The 17,571-nt window shown below is 69.0% G+C and carries 14 protein-coding genes; 4 read left to right on the forward strand and 10 right to left on the reverse strand.

Annotated features, from left to right (window positions below):
- Positions 1-44: 44 nt before the first annotated feature.
- The 3 genes from D2K64_RS00780 to D2K64_RS00790 all read right to left on the reverse strand — a co-directional run bounded on the left by D2K64_RS00780 (position 45) and on the right by D2K64_RS00790 (position 3,719).
- A complete protein-coding gene (locus D2K64_RS00780) occupies positions 45-1,478 on the reverse strand; it encodes a mannose-1-phosphate guanylyltransferase/mannose-6-phosphate isomerase (protein ID WP_120005691.1) in 1,434 nt (477 codons plus the stop codon).
- Positions 1,479-1,610: 132 nt separating this feature from the next.
- Positions 1,611-3,113 carry a tripartite tricarboxylate transporter permease gene (locus tag D2K64_RS00785; protein ID WP_120005693.1) on the reverse strand — a complete coding sequence of 501 codons (1,503 nt, stop codon included), beginning with the start codon at positions 3,111-3,113 and terminating at the stop codon, positions 1,611-1,613.
- Between the two features lie 12 nt (positions 3,114-3,125).
- The gene (locus D2K64_RS00790) at positions 3,126-3,719 is read right to left on the reverse strand and encodes a hypothetical protein (RefSeq protein ID WP_120005695.1); all 594 of its coding nucleotides are present in this window, start codon (positions 3,717-3,719) and stop codon (positions 3,126-3,128) included.
- A 422-nt stretch (positions 3,720-4,141) separates the two neighbouring features.
- Between D2K64_RS00790 and D2K64_RS00795 the strand changes: the two genes are divergently transcribed.
- The gene (locus D2K64_RS00795) at positions 4,142-5,341 is read left to right on the forward strand and encodes a M20 metallopeptidase family protein (RefSeq protein ID WP_120005699.1); all 1,200 of its coding nucleotides are present in this window, start codon (positions 4,142-4,144) and stop codon (positions 5,339-5,341) included.
- A gap of 114 nt (positions 5,342-5,455) precedes the next feature.
- Positions 5,456-6,433: a ketopantoate reductase family protein gene (locus tag D2K64_RS00800; protein WP_120005701.1), complete on the forward strand. Its 978-nt coding sequence runs from the start codon at positions 5,456-5,458 to the stop codon at positions 6,431-6,433.
- A 16-nt stretch (positions 6,434-6,449) separates the two neighbouring features.
- Here the strand turns inward: D2K64_RS00800 and D2K64_RS00805 are convergent, their stop codons facing one another.
- The gene (locus tag D2K64_RS00805; RefSeq protein WP_238383930.1) at positions 6,450-7,325 is read right to left on the reverse strand and encodes a hypothetical protein; all 876 of its coding nucleotides are present in this window, start codon (positions 7,323-7,325) and stop codon (positions 6,450-6,452) included.
- Between the two features lie 86 nt (positions 7,326-7,411).
- On the opposite strand from D2K64_RS00805, the gene D2K64_RS00810 reads away from it, so the two are divergent.
- Positions 7,412-7,933, forward strand: coding sequence for a cytochrome b (locus tag D2K64_RS00810; RefSeq protein WP_120005705.1), 522 nt, complete (start codon positions 7,412-7,414; stop codon positions 7,931-7,933).
- A 5-nt stretch (positions 7,934-7,938) separates the two neighbouring features.
- Here the strand turns inward: D2K64_RS00810 and D2K64_RS00815 are convergent, their stop codons facing one another.
- Positions 7,939-8,154 (reverse strand): hypothetical protein, encoded by a 216-nt coding sequence (locus D2K64_RS00815; protein ID WP_120005707.1) that lies wholly within the window; start codon positions 8,152-8,154, stop codon positions 7,939-7,941.
- Positions 8,155-8,267: 113 nt separating this feature from the next.
- On the opposite strand from D2K64_RS00815, the gene D2K64_RS00820 reads away from it, so the two are divergent.
- Positions 8,268-8,600, forward strand: coding sequence for a DUF1491 family protein (locus D2K64_RS00820; RefSeq protein ID WP_120006711.1), 333 nt, complete (start codon positions 8,268-8,270; stop codon positions 8,598-8,600).
- Here D2K64_RS00820 and D2K64_RS00825 read toward each other — a convergent pair.
- From D2K64_RS00825 to D2K64_RS00845, 5 genes are all read right to left on the reverse strand, one after another.
- On the reverse strand, positions 8,597-11,092 hold the full coding sequence (locus tag D2K64_RS00825) for a cellulase family glycosylhydrolase (RefSeq protein ID WP_120005709.1): 2,496 nt from the start codon (positions 11,090-11,092) through the stop codon (positions 8,597-8,599). The two genes, D2K64_RS00820 and D2K64_RS00825, sit on opposite strands and share 4 nt — an antisense overlap.
- Before the next feature lie 182 nt (positions 11,093-11,274).
- The gene (locus tag D2K64_RS00830) at positions 11,275-12,696 is read right to left on the reverse strand and encodes a M20 family metallopeptidase (protein ID WP_120005711.1); all 1,422 of its coding nucleotides are present in this window, start codon (positions 12,694-12,696) and stop codon (positions 11,275-11,277) included.
- Positions 12,697-12,773: 77 nt separating this feature from the next.
- Positions 12,774-13,781: an FkbM family methyltransferase gene (locus D2K64_RS00835; protein ID WP_120005714.1), complete on the reverse strand. Its 1,008-nt coding sequence runs from the start codon at positions 13,779-13,781 to the stop codon at positions 12,774-12,776.
- An 81-nt stretch (positions 13,782-13,862) separates the two neighbouring features.
- Positions 13,863-16,001 (reverse strand): glucans biosynthesis glucosyltransferase MdoH, encoded by a 2,139-nt coding sequence (gene mdoH / locus D2K64_RS00840; RefSeq protein WP_120005716.1) that lies wholly within the window; start codon positions 15,999-16,001, stop codon positions 13,863-13,865.
- Positions 15,989-17,521, reverse strand: coding sequence for a glucan biosynthesis protein (locus D2K64_RS00845; RefSeq protein WP_120005718.1), 1,533 nt, complete (start codon positions 17,519-17,521; stop codon positions 15,989-15,991). The genes mdoH and D2K64_RS00845 overlap by 13 nt, the downstream gene beginning before the upstream one ends.
- Positions 17,522-17,571 lie beyond the last annotated feature (50 nt).

Raw genomic sequence — 17,571 nt, forward strand, 5'->3', positions numbered from 1 at the left:
TCAGCGGGGCGGCGCCGCGGTGGCGCCGGCCCTGCCCCGGCGCATCAGGCGCGGCCGTAGGTGTCCTCGAAGCGGACGATGTCGTCCTCGCCGAGATAGGAGCCGGACTGCACCTCGATCAGCGTCAGCGGGATCATGCCCGGATTCTCCATCCGGTGGACGCAGCCGAGCGGCAGATAGATCGACTCGTTCTCCCGCAGCATGATGCGCTCGGCATCGCGCTCCACGATGGCGGTTCCGGCCACCACCACCCAGTGCTCGGCCCGGTGAAAGTGCTTCTGCAGCGACAGCTTGGCGCCCGGCTTCACCGAGATCTTCTTCACCTGGAAGCGGTCGCCCTTGATCAGCCCTTCGTAGTGGCCCCAGGGGCGGTACATGCGACGATGCTCGGTGGCCTCCTTGTGGCCGTTCGCCTTGAGCTGCTCCAGCAGCTTCTTGACGTCCTGCGCCCGGTCGCGATGCATCGCCAGCACGGCGTCGTCGGTAACCACGATCACCGCGTCCTTCAGCCCGACCACGCCGGTCAGCATGCCCTCGGAGCGGACATAGCAGTTGCGGGCGTCGTACAGCTCGACCTTGCCTTCGGCCACGTTGCCCGCCGCGTCCTTGGGGGCCACTTCCCAGAGCGCCGCCCAGGAACCAACATCGGACCAGCCGAGCGAGGCCGGCACCACCGCGCTCTGCGTGGTCTTCTCCATCACCGCGTAGTCGATGGAAATATCCGGCGCGCCGGCGAAGGCTGCCGCATCGAGGCGGACGAAGTCGAGGTCGCGGGTGGCGCCCTGCACCGCCGCGCGCACCGCGGTCAGCACCTCCGGCGCCAGCCGCTCGAGTTCCGTGAGCATGGTGGCGGCGGTGGCCACGAACATGCCGGAGTTCCACAGATGGCGGCCGCCCTCCAGGTAGAGCTTGGCCGTCGCCAGATCGGGCTTCTCGACGAAGCTGGCGATGGCGGACACGCCATCCAGGCCTGGCAGGGCCGCCCCTGCCTCGATATAGCCATAGCCGGTCTCGGGTGCCGTCGGCTTCATGCCGAAGGCAACGACGCGGCCGGCCCGGGCAGCCGCGGCCGCCTTGTCGAGCGCCAGGTGCAGCGCCTCGGCATCGGTGATCGCGGCATCAGCGGCCATCAGCCACAGCACCGCCTGCGGATCGGCCTCATGCGCCAGCAACGCGGCCGCGGCGATGGCCGGGGCGCTGTTGCGGGCCACCGGCTCCAGCACGATCTTCGGTTCCTGGATGCCGGCGTCGCGCAGCTGCTCGGCCACCAGGAAGCGATGCGCCTCGTTGCAGACCACCACCGGGCTCTTGAAGAACGGCCCACGCGCGCGGTTCACAGTGTCCTGCAACATGCTGTTCTTGGACAGCAAGGGCCAGAACTGCTTCGGGAAGCCCTCACGCGACAGCGGCCACAGGCGGCTTCCTGTGCCCCCACACAATACAACCGGGACGATAGTGGGGTGTCCTGTCACGCTCATCAACCCAGCTCCTCACAACTTCGAGAAGAATACGGTGCACTGCAAAAAAAGTAAAAGCCGTTCCGGCCCTGCGGCCGGAACGGCTCCTTAATTTAACCGACTTGCCCCATCAGGGCCAATTGGTCAGCAGGCTCAGCCCGCCATGGCGGCTTCCTTTTTCTTGCGCAGGCCGGGCAGCAGCATCAGGCCGAGCGCCAGCGTCGCGATCAGTAGCAGCACGGCCGAGATCGGCCGCTCGATGAAGACTGACGGATCGCCGCGGGACAGCAGCATGGCGCGGCGCAGGTGCTCCTCCATCATCGGCCCGAGCACGAAGCCGACCAGCAGCGGCGCCGGCTCCATCTTCAGCTTGGAGAAGGTGTAGCCGAGAATGGCGAAGAACACCGTCTGGTACACGTCGAAGACGTTGTTGTTGATGGAATACACGCCGATCGCGCAGAACGACAGGATCGCCGGGTACATGTACTTGTAGGGCACCTGCAGCAGCTTCACCCACATGCCGATCAAGGGCAGGTTGATGACCAGCAGCATCGCATTGCCGATCCACATAGAGCAGATCAGGCCCCAGAATAGGTCGGGCTGCGATTCCACCATGCGCGGGCCGGGCTGGATGCCCTGGATGATCAGCGCGCCCACCATCAGCGCCATCACCGCGTTGGACGGAATGCCCAGCGTCAGCAGCGGGATGAAGGAGGTCTGCGCCGCGGCGTTGTTGGCCGCCTCCGGGCCGGCGACGCCCTCGATGGCGCCGTTGCCGAACTCGGCGCGGCCCTTCGACATCTTCCGCTCCATCATGTAGGAGCCGAAGGAGGCCAGCGAGGCGCCGCCGCCCGGCAGGATGCCGAGCGCCGAGCCGATCAGGGTGCCGCGCAGCACCGACGGGGTGGCGCGCTTCCATTCCTCCTTGGTGAGGAACATGCTGCCCACCTTGGTGGTCAGCACTTCGCGCACCTCGGGCCGCTCCAAGTTCAGGATGATCTCGGCGATGCCGAACACGCCCATGGCGATGGCGGCGAAGTTCAGCCCGTCCGAGAGTTCCGGCACGCCGAAGGTGAAGCGCTGCTGGCCAGTCTGCACGTCGGTGCCGACCAAGCCGAGGGCCACGCCGAACACCACCATGCCGACCGACTTGATCACCGAACCCTGCGCCAGCACGGCCGAGATGATCAATCCGAGCAGCATTAGGGAGAAGTAGTCGGCCGGCCCGAAGCTCAGCGCCACCTCCGTCAGCAACGGCCCCGAGGCCGCCACCAGGATGGTGGCCACCGAGCCGGCGAAGAAGGAGCCGAGCGCCGCGATGGCCAGCGCCGCGCCCGCACGGCCGTTGCGCGCCATCTTGTAGCCTTCCAGCGTGGTGACGACGGACGACACCTCACCGGGAAGGTTGAGCAGGATGGCCGTGGTGGAGCCGCCATACTGCGCGCCGTAATAGATGCCGGCGAGCATGATGATGGCCGTGGTGGCCGGCTGGCCGAAGGTGATCGGCAGCAGCAGCGAGATGGTGGCCACCGGGCCGATGCCCGGCAGCACGCCGATCGCCGTGCCGATCAGGGCGCCCAGCAGCGCGAAGAAGAGGTTGTCGAAGCTCAGCGCAACGCCGAAGCCATGTGCCAGATTGGCGAAAAGCAGGTCCATGGTCTCGCGCCCTCAGAAAACCGGCCAAACGTTGACGCGGATATCCAGTTCGTAAATGAACACCCACCAGCACAGCACGAGCAGAAACACGATGCAGCCCAGCACGCCGAGCGGGCGATGCGTCGGATCGGCGAAAGCCGCCACCACGATCAGGGCCGCCAGCGCCAGCATCAGACCGCCCTGGTCGAGCAGGATGCCGAACACCGTCATGCCGGCCAGCACCAGGGCCAACTTGCGCCATCCGGGGCTGACCGCCATCACGCCGAGCCCCAGCATCAGCGCGATGCCGAGCGGGTACCAGTTGTTGGTCAGGGCCGGCACCGCGGCGATGATCGGATAGGCGCCCAGCGTGACGCCGATGCCGACGAAGAGAGTGACGAAGTCCAGCTTGGCCCATCTCTCCAGCGAATCCTGGCCGCTGAAGAACGAGATCCCGAGAACAATCGCGCCAAGCCCCAAGAGTACCCAGAAGGTCATCATCGGCATGTAGCCGGGGCCCATGCGGCGGGCGGAGCCAAGCGTGTGGTCCAAGTTCAGCCAAAGGCCCACGCCGGCCAGCGTCAGCAGCAATATCCCCGACCAGAAGTCTTTTGCATTGATCCTCATGCCAGTCCTTTCTTGGAACCCTGCGTGCAAGCACGCACCCTGTCCAACAGTGCAGGATGTCGGGTCGCCCGGCTAGTATCGTCGGGTGGTCCGATCATCCGATAAGGGTCGTTCTTCGCCCGAACGGGGAAGCTCTGCTCGTGATGACGACAGGTGGCACTGGTGCGACGCAGCGACGAGCCTGGCCGATCTCTGCGGATCGTGTAGCCCTACCAGCGCATGCTGGTCCGCTTTCGCGGCAAAGCATTGCGGTGGCCCGCGATTTCGCCCCTCCCCCTCAGACGCGATCGCCGGCAACCTATGGCACCGCGATGCCCGGGAGCAAGTCGGCCGCGTCAGCTTGCTGAAAGTTTATGGATGCTGCGGCGCAATGATGCTGTTTGCCATGTGAGGCCCGGGTTCCCAATGAAAAGTCGAGAACGATGCCAAGCGAATTTTTGATCAATGATCCCGTGACCCGCCTGAACCAGGAAGCATCGGCCCTGATCCCCTGGATGACCGCCCTGCGCCGCGACCTTCACGCGCATCCGGAACTCGCCTTCGCCGAAACCCGGACCGCGGGCATTGTGGCGGCGGAACTGGCACGGCTCGGCATTCCACACCGCACGGGCATCGGCCGCACCGGCGTGCTCGGCATCATCGAAGGCGGGCTGCCCGGCCCAACGCTGGCGCTGCGCGCCGACATGGACGCGTTGCCGATCCACGAGGAAACCGGCCTTGATTTCGCCAGCACCGTTCCGGGTCAGATGCATGCCTGCGGCCATGACCTGCACACCACCACCCTGCTGGGCGTTGCCGCCGTGCTGAAGGGCCTGGCCCCCCAGTTGGGTGGCCGCATCGTGCTGGTGTTCCAGCCGGCCGAGGAAACGCTGGAAGGCGCCGCCGCCATGATCGCCGACGGCGCGGCCGAGGGCGTCGACATGGCGGTAGGCTTCCACAACCATCCGGACATGCCGTCCGGCACCTTCGGCTTCGTGCGCGGCCCGGCCCTGGCCGCGTCGGACCTGTTCGACCTCGATTTGCGGGGCAAGTCGGGCCACGCGGCGCATCCTTACGCGGCGGTCGATCCGATCGTGGCGGCGGCGCATTTCGTCACCCAGGCGCAGACGGTGGTCAGCCGCGAGGTGCCTCCCTTGCAGCCGGTAGTGGTGACCATCGGCCAGTCCGTCGGCGGCACCACCTACAACATCATCCCCGAGCGCGTTCAGCTGAAGGGCACCGTGCGCACCCTGCACGCCGAAGCCCGCAACATCGCCGAGGCGGCACTGCGCCGGCTGGTCAGCGGCATCGAAACCGGCCTCAGGGTCCAGGCGACGCTGAGCTACCGGCGGATGATCTCGGCGCTGGTCAATGACGACCGGGTGCTGGACCCGGCCGTGGCGGCGCTGCGCGCCCAGTTCGGCGAGGCGCGGGTCGAGGAAGGCGAAGCCTCCATGGGTTCCGAGGATTTCGCCGCCTTCGCCGAACGGGTGCCATCGGCGCAGCTGCGCATCGGCTCCTCCGCGCCGGGCCGGCAGGATCGGCTGCACAACGCCTTCTACCAGCCGGACGAGGGGTGCCTGCCGGCCGGCGTCGAGGCGCTGTCCCGCGTGGCGCTGGAGCTGCTCTCCCGCCGCGCCTGATCCATGTTTCCTGTCGGGGCCGCCCAAGGCCCCCAACCCGCCGGGTCCCGGTGCCGTTCTGGCCCCGTTCCTGCTTGAACCGGCGGCACCTGAAGCGAGGACGATGTTGCCATCATGAAGATCTGTGTGTTCGGCGCCGGCGCGATCGGCGGCCATGTGGCGGCCCGCCTGGCCCTCGGCGGCGCGGAAACCAGCGTGGTCGCGCGCGGCGCGCAGCTGGAAGCGATCCGTGCCCGCGGCCTGACCATCCGGGCGCCGGACGGCACCCACAGCGTGCGTCCGAAGGCGGGCACGGCGGCCGAGCTGGGACCGCAGGACGCGGTGATCGTCACGGTGAAGGCGCCGGCGCTGCCGCAGGTGGCTGAGGCGATCGCGCCGCTGCTGCGGCCCGACACAACCGTGGCCTTCGTGATGAACGGCATCCCGTGGTGGTATTTCGACCGGCATGGCGGCGCGCTGGACGGCCGCCGCCTGCCCGTCATCGATCCCGGCGACGCGCTGCGCAACGCCATCGGCGTCGACCGCACCCTGGGCGGCGTGGTGTATTCCGCCTGCACCGTCACCGAACCCGGGCAGGTGCTGGTGGAACACGCCAACAACCGCGTCATCCTGGGCGAGGTGGACGGGCGGGACAGCCCCCGCGCCCGCGCCATTGCCGCTTATTTGAGCAAGGGCGGCATCTCCGGCGAGGTCACGGCGGAGATCCGCCGCGAGGTCTGGATGAAGCTGATGGGCAACCTATCGCAGGGACCCTTCACCATCCTGTCGCGCCAGGGCATGTCCGGCACCTTGTCCGACCCGGCCGTCCGCGGCGCGATCCGCCGGGCCATGGGAGAAAGCATGGCGATCGCCGCGGCGCTGGGACAGGGCTTCGAGTTCGATCTCGAGAAGCGCCTCGCCGGCTCGGCCAAGATTTCCCACAAGCCCTCCATCCTGCAGGACCTGGAGCTGGGACGACCGATGGAGGTGGATGCGCTGTTCCGGGTGCCGCTGGAGCTGGCCCGCATGGCGGGGGTGGAGACACCGACGCTGGATCTTTCGGTGGCATTGGCGACGCAAGCGGCCCGCGCCGCGGGACTCTACAAGGATTGAGCGGCCGGGGCCTGGGTCAGGTCCGCGGCAAGGCGGTCTGGCCCAGCACCCAGCCTTCCCAGCGCCGCACCCAGGGATCGTCCGGCACGAAATCCGGCCGGACGCCCTCCAGCACGCCGATCACGCAGAGCAGCCCGAGTAGGCTGTCGAAGCGGTCCTCGCCAAAGGCGTCGGTGCCGAAGCCATCCTCCAGCGCCTGCCGCAGCGCAGGCTCCGCCCGCACGCCGAGGCAGTGCATGGCCAGGCACAGGGACGGCCCCGCGGCGCGCCGGGCTTCGCGGGCCCGCTTGCTGCCGGACAACACAACACCGAGGTGCCGCAGCGCCTCGGCCGGATATACCTCGGCCAGCACGGCGGCGCCCGGCGCCAGCAACTCCCGCACGCCTCCGCCGAAGGGCCAGAGCCGCAGCGGCGCCCCGGCCCGCAATGCCGGGCAGAGCCAGCCGCGCCAGGCGGCAATCGCCGCCTTGCCGGTCTGGTTGGCCCCGAGCGTCCAGAACAACGGCGCGCCGGCCGGGCGTTCGGCGGTGGCGCGGTCGCACCAGCGGTTCAGTGCCGCCGCGTCCGGCAGGCCCAGCGCCGCCGCATGGGCCGCGCGCGTCATGCCGCGCACCCCGCGCAACGGGTAGAAGGGGCGCCCCGGCGACACCGTGTCCAACCCGGCATTGACCTGGAAGAAGGGATCCTCGGCGCCCAGCCCGTGCAGGAAGCGCGGGAAGTCCGGCTCCGGCCGCCCCGCCGCGAAGCCGCGCGGCAGGCCCAGGGGCAGGTCGAGGCCGAGCACCACCGCATCCGCGTCCCGCAGCAGCGCGGCGAGCAGGACGGCCGGATCGCCGACCGGGCGCGGCGCGGCTGCCTGCCAGACCCCCTCCTTGCGCCGGGCCAGTGTCACCCAATTCTTACGAGGGTCGACACTCCAATCGGCATGCGCTGCGATCACCGGCGCCGCCCGGCGGGCGTGGCGTCGGGGAGGATGCGATGCGCTACACACGCACGGCGCGCTGGCTGCACTGGATCACCGTGGCGGCCGTGCTGTCCCTGGCGGTGCTCGGCCTCTGGATCGGCCGGTTCGAGCCGGCGGACGAGGCCTTCAAGCTCAGGCTCTACAACATCCATGAAAGCCTCGGCCTGACCCTGCTGCTGCTGACCCTGGCGCGGCTGGCCTGGCGCCGGCGCCATCCGCCGCCGCCGGTCCACCCGCCGCTGCCGCCGGTGCTGCACGGCGTCGCCTTTGCCAATCATGCGGCGCTGTACGCGCTGCTGATCGCGCAGCCGGTGGTGGGGTTCCTGGCCACCAATGCCTGGGGCTTTCCGCTGGTGGCCTGGGGCGTGATCCCGGTCCCCAGCCCGATCGGCCGCAGCGAGGCCTGGGCGCCGGTGCTGTCGGCATGGCACGAGATGCTGGCGCTGGCCCTGGTTCTGCTGGTGGCACTGCACGCATCCGCCGCGCTGTGGCACCATTTCGGCCGCCGCGACGACACGCTGCGGCGGATGCTGTAGCGGCCTCAGCCGATCGGACGCTGCGCGCGCTCCAGCAGCCGCGCCAGGAAGCCCTGCTTCTTCGCCGGCTCGGCCGCCTTGGCCGTGGCGGCGGCCAGCTTCTCGCGATCCTGCGCCTTCATCGACAGCCACTTCTCCAGGCTGACACCCGCCTTCGCCGCCCGCTTCGCCTCATAGGCGCGCTGGCCTTCGCTCAGCCGCACCTGCTCCTTCGCCGCCATGGATCCGCTCTCCGCCTGGGCTTCCCGCCAGCCGGTGGATGACGCGGCAGCCGCGCCGCCGCAAGGTGTTTTTGCCGCTTGCATCGGCCGCCGTCGGCGTCACCCTGGTGGGCATGGAACCGAAAGTGAAGGCTGGGCTCTGGGCGCAGATGGCGCTGCGTCTGGCCGATATCGCCGGCCGCTCCGGCATGGTGCTGCGCAAGGGCGATCCCGATGCCGGAGGCGTGCTCTGCCTGCTGCGCGGCCGCGAGGGCTGCGTGGTCCTGAGCCAGACGCGCGACGCGGAGGGCAACGCCGCGTGGCTCCGGGGCACCGGCAAGAACCCGGTGCCCGAGCCCGACGCGGACAGCTACGTCCAGCGCCAGGTCGGGCGCGATCCGGACCTGTGGGTGCTGGAGTTCGACGCCCCCGACCTGCTGCCGCCCTTCGAGGCGAAGATCCTCTAGCCGAACACCAGGTCCACCTGGGCCGCGCTGCCCGACCCGGTGCCGATGAAGCCGAAGCTGGCGCTCTGCTCATCCGCCAGCGTGCCGTTCCAGGCGAGGTTGCGGATCAGGTAGCCTGCCGCATCGTGCGAGACGATCTCGGCATTCCAGATCTGCGTGATCTCGAACGGCATGTCGAGGCGCAGGCTCCAGCCATTCACCGGGACGGGCCCGTGGTTCTGCACGGCCACGCTGCCCTGAAAGCCGCCGCCCCAGGCATTGGCAACGCTGTAGCGGCCGTCCAGTCCAGAGGGTGCTGGCGGCTCGGGCGGAACCACCACGGGCGGCGCTTCCACCAGAGGCGGGGCCGCCGCATCGTCGTTGCGGATGGTGCCGGCTCCGGCCAGCTGGGCTGGCGCCGCGCCGCGCAGGTTCGAGAGTTGCAGGGTGAACTGCTCGTCCGGCTCGACCCGGACATCGGCTGTGAGCGCCACCGCCACCGTTTTGCTGGTCTCGCCCGGCGCGAAATGCAGCGTGCCGGCCACGGGAGTGAAGTCCGAGGCATCCGCGCTGCCGGCGATGGTGGCAAAATCCACCCAAACGTCGCGACTGGCGGCGGCCGAGAGCTGCACCGCGAAATGCAGTGCCTGGCCACCTGGGCCGGCGGAGCCGCCACCGGCCGGCTCCCCGTCGAGATCAAACATCAGCGGGTCCAGCCAGGCGGTCTTGGCGCCGATCACCGTGCTCCAGTCATCGGCCAGGATGCCTCCGGTATCGCCGGAATTCGGGTTCCATGACCACCAGGTCCAGCTCACCCCCTCGGCACCGGCCGGGATGTCGTGCGCGCCGTCGGCGTCGAGATCGCCGGAGAGGTAGGCGGTCAGCTTCTCAAGCCACACCAGATCCTTGGGGTCGGAGAGCTTGCTGCCGAACTCGCCCAGGAACACGGGGGCGATGCCTTCCTTGTAGATGTAGCCCCACATCTGGTCGAACTTGGCGGTGAGCTGGCCTTCCCAGCCGCCGCCGCTGAACCAGCTCTGGCCATAGATCGAATTCGGATAGTCATGCGCCGAGTAGACCAGCTTGTTGGCGACATCGAGCTGCACCGGCCGGTCCCGCACCCCCATCAGATTGCCGCCCCACCAGTAGCTGTTGCCCTGGTAGGTGCCGATGCCTTCCACGAAGATCAGCCAGTCCGGATTGGCCGACAACGCGGCGTTGCCGGCGCGCTCCGCCGCGGCGGCCCAGTCGGTGGCGGAGTTGTCGCCCCAGCTGCCATTGTAGGGCTCGTTGTGCAGGTCGGCGCCGATCACCGTGGCATCGCCGGCATAACGTGCCGCCAGCATCGCCCAATCCGCGATCCACTGCGCCTCGGAGTGGCCGCCGCCATACCACAGGCCATTGTCCGAAGCGCCGGCGCCCGCGCTGCCGCGATGGTGGTCGAGGATGATGCGCAGCTCAATCTCGCCGGCGTAGTCGATGATCCTGTCCATCACCTCCAGGCCGGACAGCCCGGCGAGCTCCGGGTTCTTCGAGAAGTCGATGCCATTCGGCACTTGAGTGGTGTGCAGCAATTCGGAGGAGAATGGCAGGCGGATGGCATTGAAGCCTTCCGCCTTCATCTGGTCCATCATCTCCTTGTAGCCGCGTGCCCAGAGGCCGTGCGGCGCCAGATTGCTGGATTCGAGACCGAACCAGTTGACGCCTGCGATCTTCACGGCCTGCCCGGCGGCATCGACGATCTGGTTGCCGCGCGTGCTGAAGAAGCCGGCCGCCACTCCGTCGCTGGCGGCGTCCGGTGTGCCCTCAAGCCCTGCCGCGTCGGAGACAGACAGCACCGGCAGCGGCGCCGGCGGAGGATCATCGTCCCGGATGGTGCCGGTGGCGACCCCGCCTCCGGCCAGGGTGGCCCCGGACGGATTGGCCAGCAGCAGGGACAGGCTCTCGGTTCCCTCATGCGCCGCGTCGTTCAGCAGGGTGACGCTGACGGTTTTGCGGGTTTCGCCTGGTGCGAAGGTCAGGCTGCCCCCAGCCGTGCGGTAATCCAATCCGGCCAGCGCCGTGCCGTCCGCCGTGGCATAGCTCACCGTGACCGGGATGGCCGAAGGCTTGTCGAAGCTGATAGTGAAATGCAGCGGCCCCTCCGCCTCGGCGGCACTGCCGGCGCTGACGCCGATCGCCGGCGGCGGCTCGGGTTCGGGAGGCGGCGTGGTGCCGCCCTGCGCCGCGCCGTTCAGAGCCAGGCCGCTGGCCGCGCTGTCACCGCTGCCCTGGAAGCCGAAAGAGAAGCTGCCGCCGGGCGGCACCACGGCATTCCAGCCGAGGTTCCGTAGGACGTAGTGGGTGCCGACATGGCTGACGATCTCGGCGCCCCATGTGTTGGTGATGGCGAAGCCGGCATCGAAGGCCACCATCCAGCCATTCAGCCCGGCATCGCCACCGTTCAGCGTCAGGTCGCCAAGGAAGCCGCCGCCCCAGGACTGGGGCACCGCGTAGGTCAGGGTCGCTGGCACGCTCGTTCTCCGCAGGGCGGAACGGCCGTGCCGTCCGGGCCCGTCCGAAACAAAAGAGGCGCCGGTTTTCGGCGGACATGTCGGTCCGCCTGGGCAGGCAGCTCGCGATCACAAACTTATGATCACGACCTTGACCATGGCAATGAAATTCCGCCGCCGGAGCGAACCTGGCGGCAGGTCAGTTAGACAGATGCCATCTTGATCGGCGGTGTCAGGTCATCCGGCAACGGGCAGACATACGGGCTGGCATCGGTGCGGGCCTTCAGGTCGGCCTTCGCCTTCTCGATCAACGCCGGGTCCTTCAGCGCGTCCACGGCGACCCCGGCCATGATCTTGGCGGCATGGACCATGCCCTTGTGCGCGAGCGGCGACTGACCCTGCGCCGTCAGCTGCCAGGAATGGCCCGGCGTGCCGATGGCGTAGGTGGCGCCGCGCGCCTGCACCGTCGGCACCACCCAGGACACGTCGCCCACGTCGGTGGAGCCCACCATGGCCGCGCCCTTGGCCTCCAGCGGGATGATCTGGTCGGCCAGCGGCACGCCGCGCCGCACCGGAACGCCCATGCGCTGGAAAGCGGAGGCGATGTCCTCGTCCGAAAGGGTCTTCTGGAATTCGGCGGCCAGCGCCCGGTCGGCATCGTCAAAGGGCGGCGGGCCGAGGCGCTCGATGTTGTTCTGCATCGCCCGCTCCAGCGGCGTATTGCCGAGCAGGTTGGACACTGCCGAGACCACCTGTGTGGTGACGCTGGTCTCGGTCATCAGCGCGGCGCCATCGGCGATCTTGCGCACCCGCGCCACCAGGCCGGTCAGCATCGGCAGGTCGGAGGCGCGGATCAGGTAGCGCACCTTGGCCGTGCCCTGCACCACGTTGGGCGCGATGCCGCCGGCATCGAGATAGGCGTAGTGGATGCGCGCCTCGGCGGGCATGTGCTCGCGCATGTAGTTGACGCCGACATTCATCAGCTCCACCGCATCCAGCGCGGAGCGGCCGAGATGCGGCGCCGCGGCGGCGTGCGAGGACCGGCCCACAAAGGAGAAGTCGATGCGGGTGTTGGCCAGCGACTTCGCCTCGTTCACCGCGGCGAAAGGCGCCGGGTGCCAGGAGATGGCGATGTCCACGTCCTTGAAGGCGCCGTCCCGCACCATGAAGGCCTTGGCGGCGCCGCCCTCCTCGGCAGGGCAGCCGTAATAGCGGACCCGGCCCTTGATGCCGTTCTTCTCCAGATAGTCCTTCACCGCCGTGGCGGCGAGCAGCGCGCCGGAGCCGAGCAGGTTATGGCCGCAGCCATGGCCGGAGCCATCCCCCGGCAGCGGGCGCCGCTCGGCAACGCCGGCCGCCTGGCTCAGTCCGGGCAGCGCGTCATATTCGCCGAGGATGGCGATCACCGGGCCACCCTCGCCCGCCTCGCCCATCAGGGCGGTCGGGATGCCGGCGAGGTTTTCCGTCAGGCGGAAGCCGTGCGCCTCCAGCTCCTTCTTGTGTTCGGCGCAGGAGCGGAACTCCGCATAGGCCAGCTCCGGCATGTCCCAGACGCGATCGCTCAGGGCGATAAAGGCGTCCTTGTGGTCATCCACCAGACGCCAGATTTCTTCGCTGTTCTGCATCGCGACCTCCCATGCTGTGTCAGTCAGGCACAGCAAACTGCGGCCGCGGCCGGCACTTGTCGAGAGTGGCCGGGCCGCTACCCGCCGGCGAACCGGGCTGCCAGGCTGCCACCCGTGATGCCGTCCAGTTGCTGCGTGACATGTTCCGCCAGCCCAGGCTTGCGATAGATCAGCAGGGCGGCCAGCGCCTGGGCCGCCAGGACCCGCGCCCCGCCCTCATCGCGCAGAAACAGGGCATCGCCCCAGAGCAGGCGGTCGTTCGAGACGCCGCCGGCGGCTCCCTGATAGCTGTAGCGCGCCTCGGAGGTGAGATCGATGAAGCTGAAGCCCCGCATGCGCAGGTGAGCGGCCACGTCCTGGAACAGCGGCTGGCCGAGATAGATCGGGGAGAACTCCACCTCGCAGTGGATCAGCGCGGTGCGGCCGAGCACGGCGCCGGCGCCTTCCAGCGCCATCAACTCCGCACCCTGGATGTCGAGCTTGAGGAAATCCACCGGCCCGGGCGGCACCACCTCGTCCATGCGGCGGGTCTCGACCTCCTCCTCCCGCACGGTGCGCAGGGTGTTCAGGTGGTTGAAGTGCTGGGTCAGCGCCCGGTTCAGCGGAAACAGTGACGAGGTCGCATCGTCGTTGTTGACGTGCAGCCGGTGCCGCGCACCATCGCCAACGGCATGGGGCAGCATCTGCAGCGTACCGCCGCCTTCCGCCGCGACACGCTCGGTGATCCGATCCTGCAACGGCTCGAAGCCGATCACCCGGTGGCGGATGCCGGCGCGCAGCAGCGGCTCGTAGATGTGCGGCTCGCCCAGCATCTGCGCACCGACATCGACGATGGTGAACGGCTCGTCGCCGAGCACCTCCGCCAGCCCGTCCAGCAGGGCGGGTGGCGGTGTCCATGCGGGCACACCCTGGGCGAGGCGGAACTCCTCGCTGCCCAGGATTCCCGCGAGCACCGCCGTGGGATCGCCGCCACCGGCCAGTTCGGCGACCCAGTGCGCCAGGCCCGCCGCATCCGGCTCGCGCTTCAAGGCCAGGCGATAAAGCTGCGACACATAGGTTTCAGGATCGAGAGCGGCTGGCGGCATGTCGAGGTCGAGCCCGGAAAAACACGCGCCATCCTAGATCCTGGCGGTTTCGGGCGCCACCGGCCGCGCCGCGAACCAGGATCAGGGGCCGGACGCAGCCAGCTTCGCGAGGCGGTCGATGCCCCCCGCATCGGCCAGCACCGCCGCCAGTTCGGCACGCGGCAGGCACAGCGCCTCGCGCAGGGTCTCCGCCTCCTCCAGCTTGGCAAGGCCGATCAGCAGCGAAGCGTCGATTGGGTCGAACCGGGGCCGTCGCGGCGGCGGCAGCATGCGGCGATGCGCGTCCAGCAAGGCCGGCTCGCGGAACAAGCGTGCCACTTCCGCCTCGCCCGCGACGTCCCGCCATTCCGCCAGCAGGGCACGGGCCCGCGCCAGAACCGGCGGCGTCGCCGCTTCTTCCGGGGTCAACAACAGCCCGAGGCGCCGCAGCCCGACGCCGACGCCGCGCCGTGCGGTCCAGGCCGCGAGCGGGATCGCCAATGCCAGGCCCAGCACCACCGGCGACATCCACAAGGCCAGGTAGGGTGAAACCAGCCACGCGGCGGCACCGAAGATCAGGCCAAAGGCGGTATGCTTCCAGTACAGCCGCGCCACCTGGCCGAACGGCACGGAGCCGTCGTCGCGCCGCTGCGCATTCCAGCCGGAATCCCGCCCCATCAGGATGGAGAACACGTCCGCCGACTGGGTCAGCATGGTGACCGGCGCCAGCAGGCCCGCGACCAGCGTTTCCAGCAGCATGGACAGAAAGGCGCGGATAGCGCCGCCGCTGCCGCGCCGGTCGCGGCTGTGGAACAGCAGCGCGAACCACGCCATCACCTTGGGCAGCAGCAGCAGGCTCATGGTGCCGATGAACACCCACATGGCGCGCACCGGATCCACCACCGGCCAGTCCGGGAACAGTGCCGGACCGGCCGGGAAGTATTCCGGGCGGATGAAGCGCGCCTGGATGGCGAGCAGCACGCCGCACGCCAGGAACACCAGCCAGATGGGCGCGGTGATGTAGGAACCAATGCCGGTCAACAGGTGCAGCCGGCTGACCCAGTGCAGGCCGCGCGCCGGCAGCACCGCGGCGTGCTGCAGATTCCCCTGGCACCAGCGCCGGTCGCGGATCGCGAGGTCCATCAGGGAGGGCGGGCTTTCCTCATAGGTGCCGCGTAGCCACGGCACCATGTGCACCGCCCAGCCGGCGCGGCGCAGCAAGGCCGCCTCGACGAAATCATGGCTCAGGATGTGGCCGCCGAACGGCTTGCGGCCGTGCAGCTCCGGCAGACCGGCGGCGGTGGCGAAGGCCTCGGTGCGGATGATGGCGTTGTGGCCCCAGTAATTGCCTTCGGAGCCGTGCCACCAGGCGATGCCCTCGGCGATCAGCGGGCCGTAGACGCGGCCGGCGAATTGCTGCATCCGCGCGAACAGCGTGTTGCCGCCGGCGATGATCGGCAGGGTCTGGATCAGCCCCACATCCGGGTGCCGCTGCATGGCATCGGCCAGGCGCAGGATGGTGTCGGCGTCCATGACGCTGTCGGCGTCGAGCACCAGCATCTGCGGATAAGCCCCGCCCCACCGCCGTACCCATTCGGCGATGTTGCCGGCCTTGCGCTCGATGTTCTTCGGGCGGCGGCGATAGAAAATGTTGCCCGCCTCCCCTGTCCGCTCGCGCAGGGACAGGTAGGCGGCTTCCTCGGCGATCCAGGCGGCAGGCTCGGTGCTGTCACTCAGGATGAAGATGTCGAAACGGGCCAGCGCGTGCGTGGCCGCCAGCGATTCGTGGATCGCCTGCAGGCCGGCCATGATGCGCGCCGGATCCTCGTTGTAGGTCGGCATCAGCAGCGCGGTTCTGACGCCGGGCATCGGCGGCGGGCCATCCGGCGCAATGCCCAGCCGGCGGTCAGGCCCCAGCAGCAGGCGGACGAAGCCGCAGCAGGCGCTGGTGAAGGACAGGGCGATCCAGGCGAACAGCACCACGAACAGCACCAGCACGAAGCCCTGCAGCGGCGTAGGATTGCCGCTGCCGAGCACCAGCCACATCTCGCGGGCGCCATAGATGGTCAGCACGATGGCGGCACCGATCACCAGCAGCCGGCGCAGCCACATCGCGGCGGGTCGGGACGCGATCCCGCCCGCGCGCCGCACCGGGCGCTGCCGCAGCGATTGCACGGGCATCTCCAGCGGCGCTTCGGGCGGAAGGGCGCGCCAGCCGCCCCCGGGCTTCAGGCCGTCCATCGGTACAGCATCGTCTCGGCCAGCGGCCTGCCATTATGCCTCAGCTCGGCGCGCAGCTCCGCCACCCGCTCATTGCCGAGGATCAGTTCGAAGCTCAGGCGCCAGCCGCCGGTTTCCGGGTTGCGGTGCGCCACCGCATGACGGACCTCGCCGCGATCCGTGGCGACCACGACTTCGACCGCGGCATCCTGCGGCAGCCTGTCCAGCGTGCCGCCCCTGTAGTCGAGCACCACCTGCCGGCCATTCTTGTTGAAGTTGCTGCCGGAACGCGCCTCGGCGATGCGCGCCAGCGCCGGATCGACCGGCGCCTCGTCACACCAGTGCATGCGGTAGGTGAAGCGATACTCGCCCTTGGCGCGCAACGGCTCCTTCGGCCGCCAATAGGCCACAATGTTGTCATGGATCTCGCCCGTGGTGGGGATCTCCACCAGTTGCACCACACCTTCCCCCCAGTCGCCGATCGGCTCGATCCACAGGCTCGGGCGCTTCTCGTAGCGTGCTTCCAGATCCTCGTAGCTGCTGAACTCGCGGCGGCGCTGCATGAGACCGAAGCCGCGCGGATTGATGTCGCCGAAGGAGGAGATCTGCAGGTCGCGCGGGTTGTTCAGCGGTCGCCAGATCCGCTCGCCGCGGCCGGTGGACAACAGCAGCCCGTCGGAATCATGCACCGCCGGGCGCCAGTCGTCGCGCCCGCTCCGGTTCATCGGCGAGAACCAGAACATGCTGGTCAGCGGCGCGATGCCCGGCGTCGGCATGTCGTTGCGCGGGAAGATGGTGGCCTCTACGTCGAACACCGTGACCTCGCCGGGGCGGATGGCGAAGCGGAAGGCGGCGGCGCAGGAGGGGCTGTCAAGCAGCGCATGCACCTGCGCGGCGTTCACGCCGGGGCGCGGGCGCTCCACCCAGAAGGCACGGAACAGCGGGAATTCCTCGCCCTTCGGATCCGCAGTGCCGATCGCCAGGCCCCGCGCCGACAGGCCGTAGATCTGCGCCTTGGCCACCGCGCGGAAATAGCTGGCCCCGAGAAACGCGCACACCTCATCGAAATAATCGGGCTGGTTGATCGGCGCATGCAGGCGGAAGCCGGCGAAGCCGAGATTGCCCGCCTCGGGGCGCTGCAGGTTCTGGAAGGAAAACAAATTCGGGTCGTACAGCACGGGATGGGCCATGCCGTCCCGCACCTCGTACACGTCGATCTTCGGCTTGTAGAGGAACCCGCGATGAAACAGCTGCATCTGGAAGGGCAGCCCGTCCTGCCGCCAGAACGCCCGGTCGGGATTGAAGCGGATGTCGCGGTACTGGTCGTAGGTCAGGTCGTTCAGCACCGCCGGCAGATCCTCGGGCGGCGCCTTGAACGGCACCTGGGCGATCTGCCGCGCGATGTCGTGCACCGTGCCGGCCTCGAAGCGCGTCGGTTCCGGACTGGCCGCGGGCTGGGGCGCCGCCGCGCGGCCCGGATAAGCGGCCAAGGTCAAGGCGGGAAGCGACAAGGTGGCCAGCAAGGCTTCGCGGCGAGTCACGGTGGCCCGATCTCCTGGAGCAAAAAACGGTGCGGTGCGTAGCAGGGATT

This window comes from Teichococcus vastitatis (assembly GCF_003604215.1).
Lineage (GTDB): Bacteria > Pseudomonadota > Alphaproteobacteria > Acetobacterales > Acetobacteraceae > Pseudoroseomonas > Pseudoroseomonas vastitatis.